The sequence below is a fragment of the Micromonospora echinospora genome, from assembly GCF_014203425.1.
Taxonomy (GTDB): domain Bacteria; phylum Actinomycetota; class Actinomycetes; order Mycobacteriales; family Micromonosporaceae; genus Micromonospora; species Micromonospora echinospora_A.
Genome location: NZ_JACHJC010000001.1, coordinates 7,094,813 through 7,113,397 on the forward strand (window position 1 = coordinate 7,094,813; position 18,585 = coordinate 7,113,397).

General features: G+C 74.1%; 15 protein-coding genes and 1 riboswitch. Of the genes, 7 read left to right on the forward strand and 8 right to left on the reverse strand.

Annotated features, from left to right (window positions below; genetic code table 11):
- Positions 1–19: 19 nt before the first annotated feature.
- Positions 20–1,474 (reverse strand): hypothetical protein, encoded by a 1,455-nt coding sequence (locus FHU28_RS32085; RefSeq protein WP_184688984.1) that lies wholly within the window; start codon positions 1,472–1,474, stop codon positions 20–22.
- A 113-nt stretch (positions 1,475–1,587) separates the two neighbouring features.
- Positions 1,588–1,791, reverse strand: coding sequence for a cold-shock protein (locus FHU28_RS32090; protein ID WP_067305333.1), 204 nt, complete (start codon positions 1,789–1,791; stop codon positions 1,588–1,590).
- A gap of 222 nt (positions 1,792–2,013) precedes the next feature.
- Here FHU28_RS32090 and FHU28_RS32095 point away from each other — a divergent pair, with 222 nt between their 5' ends.
- The gene (locus FHU28_RS32095; protein WP_184688987.1) at positions 2,014–2,529 is read left to right on the forward strand and encodes a GNAT family N-acetyltransferase; all 516 of its coding nucleotides are present in this window, start codon (positions 2,014–2,016) and stop codon (positions 2,527–2,529) included.
- Between the two features lie 72 nt (positions 2,530–2,601).
- Here the strand turns inward: FHU28_RS32095 and paaN are convergent, their stop codons facing one another.
- From paaN to thrC, 3 genes are all read right to left on the reverse strand, one after another.
- Positions 2,602–4,275, reverse strand: a complete 1,674-nt coding sequence (gene paaN, locus FHU28_RS32100; protein ID WP_184688989.1) for a phenylacetic acid degradation protein PaaN — start codon at positions 4,273–4,275, stop codon at positions 2,602–2,604.
- A 51-nt stretch (positions 4,276–4,326) separates the two neighbouring features.
- Positions 4,327–5,346, reverse strand: coding sequence for a GNAT family N-acetyltransferase (locus FHU28_RS32105; RefSeq protein WP_184688992.1), 1,020 nt, complete (start codon positions 5,344–5,346; stop codon positions 4,327–4,329).
- A 297-nt stretch (positions 5,347–5,643) separates the two neighbouring features.
- Complete coding sequence (thrC, locus tag FHU28_RS32110; protein WP_184688994.1) at positions 5,644–6,933, reverse strand: threonine synthase; 1,290 nt, start codon at positions 6,931–6,933, stop codon at positions 5,644–5,646.
- Positions 6,934–6,945: 12 nt separating this feature from the next.
- Positions 6,946–7,078: riboswitch (SAM riboswitch) on the reverse strand.
- Positions 7,079–7,381: 303 nt separating this feature from the next.
- Between thrC and FHU28_RS32115 the strand changes: the two genes are divergently transcribed.
- Positions 7,382–8,023 carry a DUF4232 domain-containing protein gene (locus tag FHU28_RS32115; RefSeq protein ID WP_184688996.1) on the forward strand — a complete coding sequence of 214 codons (642 nt, stop codon included), beginning with the start codon at positions 7,382–7,384 and terminating at the stop codon, positions 8,021–8,023.
- Positions 8,024–8,087: 64 nt separating this feature from the next.
- Here the strand turns inward: FHU28_RS32115 and FHU28_RS32120 are convergent, their stop codons facing one another.
- The 3 genes from FHU28_RS32120 to FHU28_RS32130 form a co-directional block, all read right to left on the reverse strand.
- Positions 8,088–8,537, reverse strand: coding sequence for a DoxX family protein (locus tag FHU28_RS32120; protein WP_184688999.1), 450 nt, complete (start codon positions 8,535–8,537; stop codon positions 8,088–8,090).
- Positions 8,538–8,687: 150 nt separating this feature from the next.
- The gene (locus FHU28_RS32125; RefSeq protein ID WP_184689002.1) at positions 8,688–9,596 is read right to left on the reverse strand and encodes an ABC transporter permease; all 909 of its coding nucleotides are present in this window, start codon (positions 9,594–9,596) and stop codon (positions 8,688–8,690) included.
- A complete protein-coding gene (locus FHU28_RS32130; RefSeq protein WP_184689004.1) occupies positions 9,596–12,460 on the reverse strand; it encodes an alpha/beta fold hydrolase in 2,865 nt (954 codons plus the stop codon). Before FHU28_RS32130 ends, FHU28_RS32125 begins: the two co-directional genes overlap by 1 nt.
- A gap of 374 nt (positions 12,461–12,834) precedes the next feature.
- Between FHU28_RS32130 and FHU28_RS32135 the strand changes: the two genes are divergently transcribed.
- From FHU28_RS32135 to FHU28_RS32155, 5 genes are read left to right on the forward strand one after another with little or no spacing between them, the layout of a single operon-like run.
- On the forward strand, positions 12,835–14,016 hold the full coding sequence (locus FHU28_RS32135; RefSeq protein WP_184689007.1) for a hypothetical protein: 1,182 nt from the start codon (positions 12,835–12,837) through the stop codon (positions 14,014–14,016).
- Positions 14,003–16,879, forward strand: a complete 2,877-nt coding sequence (locus FHU28_RS33195; RefSeq protein WP_184689009.1) for a sensor histidine kinase — start codon at positions 14,003–14,005, stop codon at positions 16,877–16,879. Before FHU28_RS32135 ends, FHU28_RS33195 begins: the two co-directional genes overlap by 14 nt.
- A complete protein-coding gene (locus FHU28_RS32145) occupies positions 16,876–17,340 on the forward strand; it encodes a roadblock/LC7 domain-containing protein (protein WP_073829144.1) in 465 nt (154 codons plus the stop codon). The genes FHU28_RS33195 and FHU28_RS32145 overlap by 4 nt, the downstream gene beginning before the upstream one ends.
- Positions 17,337–17,786, forward strand: a complete 450-nt coding sequence (locus tag FHU28_RS32150) for a DUF742 domain-containing protein (RefSeq protein WP_073829145.1) — start codon at positions 17,337–17,339, stop codon at positions 17,784–17,786. The genes FHU28_RS32145 and FHU28_RS32150 overlap by 4 nt, the downstream gene beginning before the upstream one ends.
- On the forward strand, positions 17,764–18,558 hold the full coding sequence (locus FHU28_RS32155; protein ID WP_184689011.1) for a GTP-binding protein: 795 nt from the start codon (positions 17,764–17,766) through the stop codon (positions 18,556–18,558). The genes FHU28_RS32150 and FHU28_RS32155 overlap by 23 nt, the downstream gene beginning before the upstream one ends.
- Positions 18,559–18,585 lie beyond the last annotated feature (27 nt).

Here is an 18,585-nt window from a genome sequence, read left to right on the forward strand (position 1 = left end):
GCAAGCACGACCGCCCCGCTCAGCCGAGTTCCGCAGCCAGCTGGGCCGCAGTCACCGGGCCTTCCTGGGCCCGCTGCTCGGCGTACGTGACGACCAGCCCGACCTGCTGCACCAGGTAGGTCGGAGCCGCCACCGCGGCGCTGAGAACGGTGATCGTCACCGCGCCGATCGCGGTGCCCACGGCGCCCATCGGCTCGACCCCGAACAGCTCCACGTTGATCCCGGCCAGCACGACGTCCAGCAGCGTCGCCGCGACCAGCGCCGCTACCACCAGCATGACCCGGCCCAGCACCATGCCGAACCGGCTGTGGAACATCTGCCACGACCGCCCGACCGGATCCCGCCGCTCGAACAGGTAGACCGGACCGAACAGGGCGAGCGCGAGCGCGACGTAGACGCCGGGCAGCAGACAGAAGCAGGCGCCCAGCGTGACCAGCAGCGACACCACGATGGTCCAGCCCCAGAGACCGAGGGCACGGCTCAGCCCGTACCGGAAGGCGGAACCGAGCCCGGCCGGCTGACCGGCCGCCTGCCGGGCGATCACCCAGGTGCCCGCCGCCCAGCCCATCGCCTGGAGCGCGCCGAAGATCAGCCCGGCGAACAGGATCGCGCCGTAGAAGCCGAGCGTCTGCGCCCAGAAGCCCTCCGGCAGCGCCGGCGCGCCGTTCGGCGCGGTCGCCATCTGCCCGTCGGGGCTGATGATCAGCGTGAGGACGCCGATCACCGTCGCCGGGAGTACCTGGGTGAGCAGCACGATCGGCAGGAGCTGCCGCCAGCCGCGCCGCAGCGCCCCCCAGCAACGGGCGAACCAGGGACCGATGCCCGCGTGCGGCGGGTTGACGAGCGGGTCCTGCGGGTCGAAGCCGGAGGGCCAGCCGGCGTACGCCCCGGAGCCGGCGGGCACCGGGTAGGCGGCGCCGGGCATCGGATGAGCCGGGTACCCGGGCCCGGTCCAGCCCGCCTGCGGAGCACCGGTCGGGTAGCCCTGCGGCGTGGGGTAGCCGGGCATCGCGGGGTAGCCGGGGGACGGGGTGGCGCCGGGCGCGGTCCAGCCGGACTGGCCGCCTCCCGGATTCGGGGTGCCGCCCGGTGCGCTCCAGCCCGAGGGCGGAGTGCCGTGCGGTGCGCTCCAGCCCGAGGGCGGGGTGCCGTGCGGTGCGCTCTGGCCCGGCGGGTGCGAGGCGGGCGCGTTCCGGCCGGCCGGGTCGCCTCCACCGGGCGGGGTGGCCGGGTCGGGCGGGTTCGGGTGGGCGGGCTGCGTGCCGTACCCGGGTTGCTGCGGGATGGCCGGGCCGTGGCCGGTCTGATCGGCCCACGGATCGGCGGGCGCCGGGCCGGGAGCTGGCACGGACGGCCCGGCGCTCCCCGACGACGCCGGATCGGCGGCCGCAGGCGGGGGCGCGGTCGGGTCGGCCGGAGGGCCGGACGGCGTCGGCGGCACCGGTTCGGAACCCGGCGGAGGCAGATCGGACATGGGCCCTCCTCAGCGGCTACGGCTGGAACGGCTCTCGATCTTCCACTGTGCGCGCTCGCGCCACAGCCCTCCGATCGGCGGACCCGGCTGCGGAACCGCCCGGCGGGCGGAGGTCAGGCGATGACGCGGACCCGCTCGGCCTGCGGGCCCTTCTGCCCCTGCGCGATCTCGAACTCGACCCGCTGGCCGTCGTCCAGTGCCTTGTAGCCGTCCATCTCGATCGCGGAGAAGTGGACGAAGACGTCCTGCCCGCCGTCGACGGCGATGAAGCCGTAGCCCTTTTCGGAGTTGAACCACTTCACGGTGCCCTGTGCCACGGTGCACTTCCTCACTCTGCGCGGCGTTCCAACACCCGGGAACCGGCGGACCGGCACCGGTGGCGCACCGGTTCGGCGATCGGCGACCGTCGCTGAATTCGGTGACCGAAATCGCACGCTACACGAGGCGTGACGACGGCGCACGACCACAAACCGGACATATTCCGGGCGGTCCCGGCCCCGGTCACACGCCTTCGCCGGCCCGTCCGGTATGCATGCGGCATGACCAGCGCGCCCACCACGACCATCGTTCGCCGGGTCCGGCCGACCGACGCCGCCCGGATGCGGGCGCTGCGGCTGGAGATGCTGGCCGACTCCCCGCTGGCCTTCCTGGAGACGGTGGCCGAGGCCGCCGCCCGGCCGCACGCGGAGTTCGCGGCCCGGATCGCGGGCGTCTCCCGGGGCGACCACACCGCCCAGTTCGTGGCCGATCCGGGCGGCCGGCTGGTCGGCCACGCCGGTGGTACGGCCGCACCGGACGAGCCGGGCCTGACGCTCGTCTACGCGGTCTACGTGACGCCGGCCCGACGGGGCAGCGGCCTGCTCGCGGCGCTCGTCGACGAGGTGTCGGCCTGGTCGCGCGCCTGCGGACGGCCCGAGCTGATGATGGAGGTGGTGGTCGGCAACGACCGCGCCTACCGGGCCTACCAGAAGCTGGGCTTCGTGGACACCGGGGTACGGGTGCCGCACCCCCGGATCCCCCGCCTGTACGAACTCCAGATGCGCCGCCCCGCGTGAGGCGCCGACCGGGCGCAGCTGTTAAAAGGGGGCCCCTCCTCTACCGGAGGCGTTAAGAAGGGGCCCCTCCTTTCAGGAGTGGCGGCGGCTCTGGACGATGCGGAACCGGTTCGCCACGTACGCGCCGTCGGTGAGCGCCGAGTTGGCCGCCGCGTTCGCGCCCGAGCCGTGGAAGTCGGAGAACGCAGCCGACTGGTTGACGAACACCCCGCCGGTGAGGTTGCAGGACAGGTGCACGCCCGCGTCGATGGCCGCCTTCTCCGCCTCGTCCAGCACCGCCTCGTCGGTGGAGTAGACGCCCGCGGTCAGCGCGCCCTTCTCGCCCACCGTCTCGCGCAGGATGCGCAGGCTGTGCTCGGTCGAGTCGGTCGCGATGGCGAACGAGATCGGCCCGAACCACTCCCGCGAGTAGGTGGCGGTGTCGGCCGCGTCCAGCTTCACCACCGTCGGCGTACGCACCACCGCGCCGGGGAAGGACGGGTGCTCGACGACGCGCGACTCCAGCACCGGCTCGCCGACCTTGGTGACCTCGTCCAGCCGCTCCAGCACGCCGTCGTTGACGATCGCGCCGGTCAGCTCGACGCCCCGGGCCGGGTCGGCGGTGAGCTTGGCGACCGCGCCCGCGATCCCGGCGGCCACCTCGTCGAAGCTCTTGTGCCCCTGGTCGGTGGCGATGCCGTCGCGCGGGATCAGCAGGTTCTGCGAGGTGGTGCACATCTGGCCGCTGTAGAGCGTGAGCGTGAAGCCCAGATTGCGGCAGAGCCCGGCGAAGTCGTCGGTGGAGTCGATCACCACCGTGTTCAGGCCGGCCTTCTCGGTGTAGACGGCCGCCTGCCGGGCGTTCGCCTCCAGCCAGTCGCCGTACTCGGTGGAGCCGGTGAAGTCGACGATCTTCACGGCCGGGTCCAGGGCCAGCGTGGTGGCGAGCTTCTCGCCGGGTCCCTCGGGCGCGAGCTGCACCAGGTTCGGGTCGAACCCGGCCTCGGCGAGCACCTCGCGGGCGTACTTCACGGTGACCGCCAGCGGCAGCACCGCGCGCGGGTGCGGCTTCACCACCACCGGGTTGCCGGTGGCCAGCGAGGCGAACAGGCCGGGGTACGAGTTCCAGGTGGGGAACGTGTTGCAGCCGATGACCAGCGCGACCCCGCGCGGCACCACGTGGAACGTCTTGGTCATCCGCAGCGGGTCGCCCTTGCCGGCGGCCTTCTCCCAGCCGGCGGTCCCCGGGTGGCGGGTCATCTCGGCGTACGCGTAGGCGACCGCCTCCAGGGCGCGGTCCAGCGCGTGCGCGCCACCGGCCTGGAACGCCATCACGAACGCCTGGCCGCTGGTGAACTGCACCGCGTTCGCCAGCTCGAAGATGTTCCCGTGCAGCCGGGCGAGGATCTCCAGGCAGACGCCCACCCGGGCCTGCGGGCCGGCGTCGCGCCAGGCGGGCAGCGCGGCGCTCGCGGCGGACACCAGCTGGTCGGCGCTCGCGTGCGGGTAGCGCACGTCCAGCGCCACGCCGAACGGGCTGACCTCGGTCGCCACGGTGGTGCCGTCACCGGCCTGGTCCAGCGGGAAGTCGCCGCCCAGGTACGCCTCGAAGGCGGCCTTGCCGTCGGCGGCGGCGGTCTCGCCGTACACCCGGGGGCTGGGCGACTCGGGGTAGGCCGACCAGTACCCGCGCTCCGCGATGGCGGTCAGCGCCCGGTCGAGGGTCTCGCGGTGCCTGTCGTACAGGGGGTGCGGGGTCTCCGTCATGCCGCCATCATGCAACAGTCAGGCACCAGATCAGTAGGGGCGTGTCACAACTCAGATCGTCAGCTGCCAGTCGACGGAACCGGCGGCGGGGCGGAAGCCGAGCCGCTCGTTGATCGCGATCATGTGGCGGTTCGCCGCCGCGTTCCAGGTGTCGACGGCCCGCAACGCCGGTTCGTGCGCCAGCACGTACGCGAGGTTTCCGGCCTTGCAGAGCAGGCCGAGCCGGTGGCCGCGGTGGTCGGGGTCGACGAGGGTGATCTCCTGCCAGGCGTGGTCGGTGCTGCCCGCGTCCAGGCCGAGCTGGGTCCAGCCGACCAGCCTGCCGGTCGCCTCGTGCACCACGCCGGTGTTGTACCGGCGTACGCCCCGGGCATCAAGCGCCCGCTCCGCGTCCCGCACCCGCGCCGCGTCCATCTGCTCCGGCTCCCAGTCCAGCTCACCCATCGGCGCGTCGAGCAGCAGCCGGCCCTGGAGGTAGGCGACGTCCGCGACGTACTCCTCGGGGGTGTGGTCGCGCCACCGCACCGGCCGGTAACCGGTGGCCGCGGCGCGGGCCTCGGCCAGCAGCGCGCCCAGCTGGTCGCGGTCGAGCCCGGTCACGTCGAGGCGGCGGCGGACGTCGGCCAGCGCCGGTTTGGCGCCCAGGGCGGCGGCGAACGCGGCGCCAGGGAAGACCCGGTCCTCCTCGCCGGGCAGCGCGGCGGTGGTCGAGCCGACAAGGCGTTTGCCGCCGTGCTCGCGGAGCAGCCGCACGCCGTGCTCGTGCAGCACGCGGCCGATGCCGCGCCGCCGGTACGCCGGGTCGACGGTCAGTTCGACGGTCGCGTTCTCGGTGTTCTCGATCGTGTGCAGGTGCAGCCGGAGCCAGCCCACCGGCAGGCCGTTCAGGCGGGCGACGAGCCAGCGTCCCTCGATGCCGGGCATCGGGTGCGACAGCGGCGCCTCGAACCGCCGCCGGCAGGGGGCGGGCAGGTCCGGCTCGTCGACGGCCTGGGCGGCGCACGCGACCCGGTACACCGCGTCGAGCGTCGGCCGGTCGGCCGGATCCAGCGGTGTCACGGTCGGCGTCATGTCACCCAGGGTGCGCCGGAGACAGCGAAGAGGCCAGCGGTTTCCGCTGGCCTCTTCGGACGTTGGTCGGGAGGGACGTCCGCACAACGCCTCCGGCGTTGGGTCGCAAGAACTTGAAAAGTCTCCGGCGGATGCCCTCCCGCACGAAGCATCTTGCGCCGTCCGGTTCCTGCCGTCAAGTCCTTGAGGGTGGCTTTCTGGCACTCACCGCACATCACCGGTTACCCACCGGTCTCCCCCGATCCCCCACTCGGGCGAGCCGCGCATCCCCCACCCGGCCGAGGTGCCGGTTCCGGGTCAGGACAGCAGGTCGGCGTCCCGGGCGGCGCGCAGGGACGGCTTGATGCGGTGGGTGGGCCCGACCTGCGCGGCCACCGCGTCGAGCGTCTTCAGGCCCTCGCCGGTGTTGAACACGACAGTCTCGGCGGACGGGTCGAGCCGGCCCGACTCGACCAGCTTGCGCAGCACCGCGACCGTCACGCCGCCCGCCGTCTCGGCGAACACCCCGGTGGTACGGGCGAGCAGCCGGATGCCGTCACGGATCTCGTCGTCGTCGGCGTAGTCCATCCAGCCGCCGGTGCGCCGCACCGCCTCCAGCGCGTACAGCCCGGCTGCCGGGTCGCCGATGTTCAGCGACTTGGCGATGCCGGTCGGCTTGACCGGCGTGATCGTGTCGGTGTCGCCGTGCAGCGCGGTGGCGATCGGGTTGCAGCCGGCCGACTGCGCGCCGAACACCTTCCAGCCGCCGGCCGGTGCCTCGACCAGCCCGATCTCGACCAGCTCGGTGAACGCCTTGTCGATCTTGGTGAGCAGCTCGCCGCTGGCCATCGGGATGACCACCTGGGCCGGGATCCGCCAGCCGAGCTGCTCGGCCACCTCGTAGCCGAGCGTCTTGGAACCCTCCGCGTAGTAGGGCCGGACGTTCACGTTGACGAACGCGGTGTCCTCGAACTCGTCGGTCTCCACCAGCTCGCCGCAGAGCCGGTTAACGTCGTCGTACGAGCCGTCGATGGCGACCAGGTCACCGCCGTAGACAGCGGTGGTGACGACCTTGCCCTGCTCCAGGTCGCCGGGGATGAAGACGATCGACGGCACCCCGGCCCGGGCCGCGTGCGCGGCGACGGAGTTGGCGAGGTTGCCGGTCGACGCGCAGGCGTACCGGGTGAAGCCGAGCTGCCGGGCCGCGGTGAGCGCCACCGAGACGACCCGGTCCTTGAACGAGTGGGTGGGGTTCGCGCTGTCGTCCTTCACCCAGAGCGGGGCGCTGAGCCCCAGCTCGGCGGCGAGGTGCGGGGCGGCGACGAGCGGGGTCAACCCCGGGTCGAGCGTGACCCGGGTGGCCGGGTCCTGACCGGCCGGCAGCAGGGCCGCGTACCGCCAGATGTTGGCCGGGCCGGCCTCGATCTGCTCACGGGTGACGGCGGCCAGCGCGGCGGTGTCGTAGTCGACCTCCAGCGGCCCGAAACACTCGTAGCAGGCGTGCTGGGCGGCCAGCGGGTAGCGCGCCGAACAGGCACGGCAGACCAGGGCGCGGGCCGGGCTGAGGGTGGTGTCGATGCCGGTTTCGGCGGGAAGCGTCGACGTCATGTCGAGGATTTCCTCTCATCTTTCCCCGCATCGCCGGGTGCGGCGGGGACGGAATTGGCACCTGCCCGCTGTCGCTCGTCGTCGAGCGTGCGGGTGGTTGCCGGGGCGTCGTCGGGCCGTATCCCTCAGCCCCTCTGGATGAGGTATTCAGTTGTGCCGCCGAGTCTATGCGCTGCTCACGGGCGCGCCACCTCGGGATCCCACGCTGTGGGCCGGCTCGACGTCCGACCACCGCGGCCGGTTCCACCACCGCGGGCCGGTCCACCACCGCGAGCGGCTGCGGCGCCGTCGTGGTCACCGCCGCCGAGCGGGTACGGGTGACGAGGTTCGCGGCCGCGACGAGCTGGACCGCCTCTACCCGGGCCTGCTCGATGCCGTCCTCACGGCGCCCGCCCGGCCGGAATGATCAGCGCCCCAGCCGCTCCCGGCGGGGTGACATGATCGCCTGATGCGGAAGGCGGCGGCCCGGATCGGGCTCCTCACCGGCGCGACGCTGCTCGCCGGCTGCGCCACGGCGCCGGCCCCTGTCGACGGGCTGCCGTCGGTGCCGCCCCGGCCCGGCGCCGAGGCCGCCCCGCCCACCACCGCCGCCTGCTCCCCGGAGGGCATCCGGATCACCGGGCTCGGGGTGAGCGCGGCGATGGGGCTGCGCGCGATGGGCCTGGACCTGGTCAACTGCGGCGATCGCCCGTACGAGCTGCGCGGCTATCCGGCGGTCGCGCTCCGGGACGCCGACGGGGACGCGATCCCGGTACGGATCATCCCGGGCGCCGCGCCGATCACCTCCGGCTTCGACGACCCGCCCACCCGGATCGTGCTGGCGCCGGGCGAACGGGCCGGCGCGGCGCTGATCTGGCGCAACCTCGTCACCGACGCGACAGTGGTGGCCACGGCGGGCACGGAGCTAGACGTCGCCCCGTCGACCGGCCGGCCGGCGTACCCGGTCGCGCTGGACGGGCCGATCGACCTCGGGAACACCGGTCGGCTCGGCGTCAGCGCCTGGAAGCGCCGCGACAGCGCCCCGGCGACGCAGGCGCCCCAGCCGTCCGATCCACCGGCCCCCTCGACCTCGCCGGTCAACCCGCTCTGACGCCGATCGTGGCACGGGACGGCCCTTCGGGGGCCGCTCCCGCACCACGATCTCGCCGCGCGGGTCAGACCGGGACCGAGGCGGGCGACGCGGGGGCGGACTCGGCCGGGGCGGCGCGGCGACGGGCGAGCAGCGCGTCCAGCGCCCAGTTTCCCGGGCCGAGCACGGCGACCAGCAGGAACGACCAGCAGAAGAGCGCGGCCAGCTCGCCGCCGTTCTCCAACGGCAGCAGTTGTTGCGGCTGGTGCACCACGAAGTACGCGTACGCCATCGAGCCGGAGGCGAGCAGCGCGGCCGGACGGGTGAGCAGGCCGACGAGCACCAGCACGCCGCAGACGAGCTGGATCAGGGCCGCCCACCAACCGGGCCAGGTGCCGAGCGGGATGGCCTCGCCGGAGCCCCGGTTGCCGCCGAAGACGCCGAATATCGACGCCGCGCCGTGGCATAGGAACAGCACCCCCACAACCACGCGGAACAGGGACAGGACAGGGCCGCTGAGCTGGGTCGGAATCATGTGTGACCTCCTGGGGCGAGTGCTTGACGGCTCCAGGATGGCGATCACACGTATCGATGTTAATCGATTTCTTTGCAGGCGGGACAATTGCTTGGGAACGCTCCCATGATATGGGCGGACGCGCCAACGTGGGTACCCCCGCCGGTGACCTCAGCTGGTGATGTCCTTGCGGGTGAAGCGCCAGAAGGCCAGGCTCCAGAACAACGTGGCGTAGACGATTGCCGAGAACGCGCCCTTGACAACGTCATCGGTCTGCATCGGCGAGGACAGCAACCCCAGCCAGGCGCTGCTGTAGTGGGTGGGCAGCAGGTTCCGCAGGCCGCCCAGCGCGGTGATCTGGTCCAGGATGCTGGAGAGGATCCAGAGCAGCACCGCGCCGCCGACCGCGCCGAGCGCGGCATCGGTGGTCACCGACAGCAGGAACGCCAGCCCGGCCACCACCAGCAGCACCACCGCCAGGTACCCGAGCACCCCGAGCAGCCGCAGCAACCCGTCGGCCGGGGCCAGCTCGGCCGAGACCTGGCTGCTCAGCGGCTTCCAGCCGTACCGCAGCGTGCCGGCCAGCAGCGCGGTGCCGGCCAGCAACAGCAGCGCCAGCCCGGAGTACGCGAGCGCGACGACCAGCTTCACCGCGAGCAGCCGGGCCCGGGGCACCGGTACGGCCAGCAGGTAGCGCAGGCTGCCCCAGCTCGCCTCGCTGGCCACCGTGTCGCCGCAGAACAACGCCACCACCACGACCAGCAGGAACGACGCGGAGACCAGGATCGAGAACAGGGTGAAGTTGAGCCCGCCCGACGTGGCCAGGTCGGCCAGGCTGGAGAACTCGCCCCGCCCGCCGCGGTCGTCGTCCCCGGAGTCGAACTGGAACGCCACCAGGATGATCAGCGGCAGCAGCACCATGAACCCCAGCGCGAGCTGGGTACGCCGGCGTGACGCCTGCCGCCGGAACTCCGCGGCGAACGGAAGCGTCGCCGAGGGCCGGTAACCGGCCGCCGCACCGCCCGCGCCGGGCCCGGACGCGCCACCACCAGGCGACGATGCCACAGACGAACCCGCCATCACCGGTCCCCGCTTCCCCGAGAGTTCTCGCCGACCAGGGCGAGGAACGCGTCCTCCAGGCGGCGCCGGGGCACCACCCGGTCCACTCCGATACCGGCCCGGACCAGCTCGGCCACCACCTCGCTGCGGGCGGTGCCGTTGGTGTCGACCACCAGCCCGCCGTCGCCGTCGGGCAGCACCCGTACGCCGCCGAGCCGGTCGAGCACCGTACGCGCCGCGTCCGGGTCGCTCACGTCGAACAGCACGCTCGGCGACTCGCCGACGATCTCCTCCACCGGGCCGGACGCCACGATCCGCCCCTTGTTGACCACCACCGCGTGCGTGCAGGTCTGCTCCACCTCGGCCAGCAGGTGGCTGGAGACCAGCACCGCCCGGCCGTCGGTGGCGTAGCGCTGGAGCACCCGGCGCATCTCCGCGATCTGCGGCGGGTCCAGCCCGTCCGTCGGCTCGTCCAGCACCAGCAGCTCGGGCAGGCCGAGCATGGCCTGGGCGATGGCCAGCCGCTGCCGCATGCCGTGGCTGTACTTCTTCGTCCGCCGGTGCACCGAGTCGCCCAGGCCGGCGATCGCCAGCGCCTCGTCGAAGTGCGCGTCCTCCCACGGCCGGCCGGTCGCCCGCCAGTACGCCTTGAGGTTGTCCAGCCCGGACAGGTGCGGCAGGAAGCCCGGCCCCTCGACGAGCGCGCCGATCCGGGACAGCACCGGCGAGCCGGGCACCAGCCGGTGACCGAAGACGTAGATCTCCCCGGCGGTGGGCTGGGTCAGCCCCATCAGCACCCGCAGCGTCGTGGTCTTGCCCGCGCCGTTGGGCCCGAGCAGGCCGACCACCTGGCCGGGGTGCACCTCGAAGTCGACGTCGGAGACCGCGACGAAACCGTCCGCGTACTCCTTGCGCAGGTTGCGCACGGCGAGCGGGACGCCCGCGTACTCCGGGTGCACCGAGCTGTCCTGGCGACGGTGCCGGCGGCGGGTGAGCAGCACGACCACGACGAGCCCGAGCACGATCGCGGCGAGCAGACCGGCCAGCGCCCAGCGCCACACCGCAGCCGTGGTGGGGATGGGCGAGGCGTCGACGGTGGGCAGCGTCAGCGGCCCGTCGGCCAGCGCCACGGTGTGCACGGCCGGCTCGGCCGGGGAGGCGTACGCCTGGTCCGACGTCGCCACCACGAGCCGCAGCCGGTGCCCGGCCTCGACCCGCCGGACGATCCCCGGCAGCGTGACGGTGACCGGCGTGGCCGCGTCGACGGTGGCCGGCAGGCCGGTCAGTCGCACCGGCGCCACCAGGCCCGACGGCAGCGTGGCCGCGCCCTGCGGGTCGACGTCGTAGAGCTTCACGAAGAGCACCGCCTCGCCGGTCGGGGAGGCGGCCCTGATCCGCACGGTGGGCGCGCCCACCACGTCGACCGCGTCGTCGAGCGGCGCCGACTCGAAGCGGGCGTGCTGGCCGGGGATGTCCCCCGCCACGCCGTCCAGCAGCGAGCCGAGCGCGCCCGCGAACGGCACCGAGGAGATCGCCGCCGGGTTGCCGTTCGGCGGTACGGCGACCGGCTGGGGCGGGCCGGCGAGCGTCACCTCGCGGCGGTCCTGCCCGGCCAGCCCCGGATAGTCGGCGGTACGGAAGCCGGTGGCCACCAGGCCCCGGTCGAGCGCGTCGAACCCGGCGATCCGGGAGAACGTGAACGTGTCGCCGGGGGCAGCCCCGTCGCCCTTGACGTAGTGGTCGAGCCACTGCGCGGTCAGGAACTTCACCCGGTCGGAGTCGGAGGTGGGTCCGGAGCCGCCGTCGTGGCCGCCGGTGAACCAGGCGACCCGCACCGGCGTGCCGGCGGCGGCGATACCACGGGCGTTGGCGTCCGCCTCGGCCAGCGGGAAGAGCGTGTCCGCCTCGCCCTGGACCAGCAGCGTCGGCGACTTGATCCGGTCGAGCACACCGGCCGGCGACGACCGGCGGAGCAGCTCGACCGCCGCCGCGTCGGCCCGGCCGGTGGTGGCGATGCGCAGGTACGCGGCGCAGACGTCGGCGGCGAAGCGGCCGCAGGACGGGTCGGCGGCGCCACCCGGAGCGCGACCGGAACCGGTGCCCGGACCGGCGCCCGGCTGCGGGCTCGGCGGGCCGGCGGACTCGGGCGCGCCCTCCGGCGCGGCGGCGGTGGCCCCGGAGAGCCCGGCCGGACCGGAGCCGGCGTTCCCGCCGCCGCCGAAGAAGATGCCGGCCCAGCCCTTCTTGAACACGCCGTCGGTGGACTGCCGGCCGGTGCTCTCCGGCAGGAACGCCCGGGACAGGTCGTTCCAGGTGATCATCGGGACGATCGCGTCGACCCGCTGGTCCTGCGCGGCCAGCAGCAGGGCCAGGCCGCCGCCGTAGGAGCCGCCGACCACACCGACCCGGGGGTCGCCGGCCGCGTCGAGGCGGATGTCCGGCCGCTCCGCCAGGCGGTCGAGCAGGCGCTGCGCGTCCCGCACCTCGTAGTCGGGGCTGTCCAGGTGGATCTGGCCGCCGCTGCGCCCGAAGCCGCGAGCGGTCCAGGTGAGCACGGCGTACCCCCGGGCGGCCAGGTCCTCGGCGTCGGAGCGGACCGAGTCCTTGGTGCCGCCGAAGCCGTGCGCCAGCAGCACCGCCGGTACGCGGTTCGCGGCCGACGCGCGGTCCGGCAGGTAGAGCGTGGTGTCCAGGTCGACCGGCTCGTCGCCGGAGGGCCCGGAGCGGACTGTCACCAGCGCCGACTCGGTGCGGAAGTCCGGGCTCTGCGGCCGGGCCACCCAGACGAGCCCGGCGGCGACGAGGACGACCACCGCCACGACGGCGACGATCCGGCGTGGGCGTCCGGCCAGGGCGCGCCGGATCCGCGCGACTGGTGATCTCATGCGGCACACGGTACGGGCCGATCGCTGTGCATTCGCTGAGATCCGCCGTACGTCTGTCCGGTTGCGCCGTTCGTCGCCCGCAGACCGTCGTCCGCCAAAGGTCCAGAACATCCCAGCGGTGCATGTTCGGATCATGTGAATTCACATCTACACGCGCAAACCACCATCGATGTCACTTCTCGGCCACATGATCGGACGCTGAGTGACGCCCAGGCTCACTCAGCGTCGCCCAGAATGGACTGACGTGAAGCCGACTCATCGACCGAGGTTGCACCGACGTCCGGTTCGGCTACTTTTCCGGTCCGGTGCACGGGACTGCGTACGGCGACCTCCCGGGGCACCGACCGCCCCGCCGTCGCCGGAGGAGACACACCATGACAGTCCCCGCGCCGCGGGTCCGTCGGCGGCCCGCCGTACCGGGCCGTACGCTTCCCCTGCTGCTGGTGCTGGCGCTGCTCGTACCGCTCGGGTTCATCTTCGCCCAGGCCGAGAACAACGCCGCCGACGACCACGAGCTGGCGAGCCGGGAACGGCTCGGCGTCCGCTACCTGCGCGCTCTCGGCCCGATCACCGACGCGCTGGTGGAGGCGCAGGCGATCGCGGTCGCCGAGGGGTCCGTCTCCCGGACCGCGCTCACCGCCGCGATCGAGGGCGTCGCCGAGGTGGACAACGCCGTCGGCGACGAGTTGCGCACCCACGAGCGCTGGGCCGGGCTGCGGGCGAAGCTGGAGGCGCTGCCGGACCGCGGGCTCGGCGACCCCGAGGCCGCCTTCCGGGCCTACGGCGAGGCGTGCGACCTGCTGCTGGCCCTCTACCGCAAGGTGCGGGAGAGCTCCGGACTGATCCGCGACCCGCGCTCGGACTCGTTCTTCCTCCAGGACGGCATCGGCGGTGACCTGCCCACCGCGACGGTGCTGGCCGGGCGGCTCGTCGACCTGGCCCGGCTGGCGACCAAGCGTCCCGCCGCCGAGCGCGCGCGGACCGGAGCGGAACTGGCCGAGCTGCGCGTCGCCGCGCTCGGCCCGGCCACCGACCTCGTCGCCGACCTGCGCTCCGCTGTCGACAGCTCGGAGAGCACCGACCTGGGCGCCAACGTGCTCACCCCGCTGGACACCTACCAGCGCTCGCTGGAGACGTTCTCGGCCTACTCGGCGCCCGGCGGCGGCCGGTCCGCGCCGGGCACCGACCAGCTCACCCAGGCCGGGATCACCGCGCAGAACGCCGCCAAGCAGCTCCGGACGGTCATCCTCGACCAGCTCGACACGCTGCTGAAGGAACGGCTGGACGCGATCGACCGGGACCTGCTGCTGGGCCGGGTCGCGGCCGGCACGGCAGTCGCGCTGCTCGCCGGGATCGCCGCGCTGCACGTGGCCGCGGCGCGGCGGGAGCGGTCCTCCGGCCCTCCTCCGGCGCGCCGGACGCCGACCGAGGCAGGACCGCCACCGGCGGTCCACGAGGACCCGCCGATCGTCGCGTCCGAGGGTGACCGCCAGCCGGTCGCCGTCGGCCGGGGCGGCGACGCCGACCGGTGGAGGCCGTTCGATGCTGCTCGCTAGGTTACGGATCCGGGGCAAGCTCGCCCTGCTGGTGATCATCCCGCTGCTCAGCATGGTCGGGCTGGCCGTTCCGGTGGTCATCGACCGGGTGGCCGCCGCGCAACGGGCCGCCGACACCGCCGAGACGGTCCGCATCGCCAGCCGGGTCGGCAGCCTGGTCCAGGATCTCCAGCAGGAACGCCTGCTCTCGATCGGGCTGCTGCTCGGGCGGGTGACCCGCACCGAGCTGATCCAGAAGTCGGCCACCGTCGACGACCGGGTCGCCGACCTGCGCGCCGAGACGCTGCCCGCGCCGATCCGCGACAGCCTCGACGGGGTACGCAAGCTGGACGACGTCCGCACCGCCACGCTCGCCGGCCGGGCCAGGCCGGGCCAGATCCTGACCGCGTTCGCCGAGGTCGACACCGCCCTGATCGACGCGCTGCGGCTGCCGTACCAGGTGGACACCGACACCGCGGCCGGCCGGCAGGTGCTCGCCCTGGACGCGCTGCTGCGCGTCGACGAGGCACTCAGCTCCTGCACCACCCAGATCGTGCTGGTCAAGGCGACCGGCGACCCGCTGATGTCGCGGTCGTTCGTGGCGTGCATGGCGGCGCTCAACGTCGACAACCGGCGCTTCCGCCGGCTGATCACGCCGGAGCAGCTCAAGGTGGCCGAGCTGGACGACGCGGCGGTGGCCGCGCGGACCAGCCCGACGTTCCTGGTGGACAGCCTCCGCGACCCCGACGCCGCGATCGCGCCGGTCTCGCTGGACGTGCTCTTCCCCGCGTCCCGGTCCATGATCACGCTGGGCCAGTTCGTGGAGAAGAAGGTCGTCGCGGACGTCATCGCGGAGACCCGCGCCCGGGAACGCGAGGCCCTGACCGCGGCCTGGCTGGTCACCCTGGCGGCCGGCGTCATCCTGCTGGTCGTGGTGCTGCTGAGCATGACGGTGGCCCGTACCGTCGCCCGCCCGCTGAGCCGGCTCACCCGCTCCGCCGAGCGGGTCGCCCGGGTCGCCGAGGCGGAACTGACCCGGGTCGCCGACGACGAGTCCGAGAGCGTGCCACCGGTACGCCTCGACCCGGTGGAGGTCGGCGCCCGGGACGAGATCGGCGAGCTGGCCCGCGCGTTCGACCGGGTGCAGCGCACCGCCGCCCGGCTGGTCGAGCGCCAGGTGGCCGGACGCCGCAACGTGGCGCAGATGTTCGGCCACGTCGGGCGGCGTACGCAGAACCTGGTCGGCCGCCAGATCGCGCTCATCGACCGGCTGGAGCGGCAGGAGACGGACCCGGGCCGGCTGGAGCACCTGTACCGGCTCGACCACATCTCCAGCCGTCTGCGCCGCAACGCGGGCAGCCTGGTGGTGCTCTCCGGCGCCACCGGCTCGGACGGCCACGTGGCCCCGGTCCCGCTGGCCGACGTGGTCCGGCTCGCGCTCGGCGAGATCGAGGACTACACCCGCGTCGACGTGGAGGTGCCACCCGGTGTCGCGGCGGCGCCCGCGATCGTCGGCGACCTGGTCCTGACGCTGGCCGAGCTGATGGAGAACGCCACCTCCTTCTCGGCGCCGCACACCCGCGTCGTGGTGACCGGCGAGCTGACCGACGGCGGCGCCCGGCTCGTCGTGGTCGACCACGGCATCGGCCTGACCGAGGAGCGGATGACCGAGGAGAACGCCCGGTTCACCCGCCGGGAACGGCTCGACCTCGCCCCGACCGAGGTGCTCGGCCTCTTCGTCGTCGGCCGGCTGGCCCGGCGGCACGGCTGGCACGTCCGGCTGTCCCCGACCGTCGGGGGCGGCGTCACCGCCACCCTGGAGGTCCCGGCCGCCTCGCTCGTGGTCCGCCGGGCCGAGCCGGTCTTCGCCACCGCCTCGCGGGCCGCCGTACCGCCCGGAGGTGGGCAGGAGCCCGGCAGCCCACCGGCCACCGAACCGCCCTCCGGCTTCGACGCGGAGCTGCTGAGCCGGGCCACCCGCAGCATGTCCAGCGGCAACCCGTGGAACGCCTTCGGCAACCGGGGCGACGCTGCGGACACGACCGAGGACCTGGGCTTCCCCACCGCCGGTCCGCCGCCCGCCTGGCCACCGGCCGCCGGTGCGCCCGCCACCCGGCCCACCGGACCGGCGGCGCGCCCCGGCCGTACCTCCCCGCCGACACCGGTCGTCGGCCCGGTCCCGGTCGCTCCCCCGGCCGCCGGGCCGACGACCGGTCCGCCCCGCACGCCGCCGGCCGGTCCGGCCCTGACCCCACCGGCCGGTCCGGCCCTCGCGCCGACCGCCGGGGCCGGCCCGGCCGTCGGGCCGTCGTCGCCACCGGCCGCCCGGCCGGTGCGCACGCCCAGCGTCGGGTCCGCGCCCGTACCGACCGCCGGACCGGCGTCGGCCCCACCGGCCGGACCGGCCCGTTCGGCGCCGCCCGCCGGTGGTCGCCCGTCGGTCCCGGCCGGGCCGGAGCCGGTCGGCCCGCCCGCCGGACGGCCCGGCGCCCGGTCGCCGATCCGGCAGCGGGTGCCCGGGGCGAACCTCCCGGCCCCCGCGCCCACCGCCCCGGCCGGCCCGGCCACCGGCGGGCCGCTGATCGGCGTCCCCGCCGACCCGGCCCACGTCCGGGCCCTGGTCGAGGCGTTCCAGGACGGCGTACGCCGGGCCGAGGGCTACAGCGTCCCCGCCCCGCCCGGCGCGGAGCGGCCCCGGCTGAGCCGGCGGGTGCCGGGCGCGAACCTGGCCGCCACCGCGACCCAGTCCACGCTCCCGACCAGTTCCGACCCCGGCGACCCCGTCGAGGTCCGCAATCTCGTCAACGAGTTCGAGGCGGGCGTCGCCCGTGCTCTGCGCGAAGTCAGCCCAGACCGCCATTACGAAGAGGACCCATCACGGTGACCAGCCCGTTCCTGCACGACAACATCGAACAGAGCGCCACCGGCGACCTCAGCCCTGAGGCGCGCACCTTCAACTGGCTGCTCGACTCGTTCACCTCCAGCACCGCCGGGGTGATGGAGGCGATCGCGGTCTCCTCGGACGGGCTGCTGATGGCCATGTCCGCCATCAAGGACCGGTCCAACGCGGAACGGCTCGCCGCCGTGGTCTCCGGCATGACCAGCCTCGCCGGGGGCGCCGCGAGCTGGTACGCGCTGGGCGCGCTCAACCGGGTGATCGTCGACATGGCCGAGGGATACCTGCTGATCAGCGCGATCAGCAGTGGTTCGGTCCTCGGCGTCGTCGCCGACCGTACGGCGAATCTGGGCACCGTGGCGTACGAGATGACGCTCTTCGCCGGCCGGGCCGGCGGCGCCCTGAGTCCCCGCCTGATCGCCGAGCTGAAGAACGCCGTCCAGCAATGATCCCGGGGGCCGCCGGCGCGGACCCGGAGCCGGAACCCGGCATCCGGGTCCGCCCCTTCCTGCACGCGTCCGCTCCGAGTCCGGAGCCGGACGCGGGCGACGGGGAGCCGACCGGCCCGCGCCCGTTCGTGCTGACCGCCGGACGGGTGGACGGCGACCCGGCGATCGGTCTGGAGACCCAGGTCACCGCTCGTCCGGGCAGCACCTCGTGGGCGGTGACCGCCCGGCTCGCCCCGGAGCTGGCGGCGATCGTCGCGATCTGCGCCGAGCCCGTCTCGGTGGCAGAGATCTCCGCCCGGACCCGGATGCATTTCGGTGTGACCCGGGTGCTCGTCGGCGACCTTCGCGCCGCCGGTCATCTCGACGTGCACGTCGCGGACGGCGACGACGCCCTCGATCCCGACATCATCCTGCGAGTGATTGATGGACTTCGTGCGATCTCCTGAATGGCCGGCGGCGGCCCTGGGCGGGCCGTCCGCGAACAGCGCCCCGAGCCGCTACGGCGGACCGGCCCCGCTGATCGGCCGCGCCACACCGCCACCGCCCACCCCGCCGCTGCCGTACCTGCCGCCCGGGGTGCCGCCACAGGAACCCGCACCGATCGTCAGCCGGGTGCCGGCGCCCCGCCCGCCGATCCCGGTCAAGCTCCTGATCGCCGGCGGGTTCGGGGTCGGCAAGACCACCACGGTGGGGGCGATCTCGGAGATCGCGCCGCTGACCACCGAGGCCGAGATGACCACCGTCGGGATCGGCATCGACGACCCCGGCGGCGTCGCCGGGAAGACCACCACGACCGTCGCCATGGACTTCGGCTGCGTGACCATCGACCGCAGCCTCAAGCTCTACCTCTTCGGTACGCCCGGTCAGGCGCGGTTCGGCTTCATGTGGGACGACCTGGCCCGGGGGGCGCTCGGCGCGCTCGTGGTGGTGGACAGCGCCCGCCTCGACGACTGCTACCCGGCCATCGACTTCTTCGAACGGTCCGGGCTGCCGTTCGCCGTCGGCGTCAACGCCTTCGACGGGCGGCTGGCCCTCGACCTGCCGTCGATCCGCTGGGCGCTGGCGATCGCGGAGCACGTGCCGCTCGTACAGTTCGACGCCCGGGACCGGCTCTCGGTCCGGGACGCCCTGCTGGTCGTCCTGGACCGGGCGCTGGACCGGGCGACCCGGTCGGGCCGGCGCGGCGACGGGCCGGCTCCGCAGTCACGGCCGGGCTGAACACCGACAGTCGTTTCGATCCGTTGT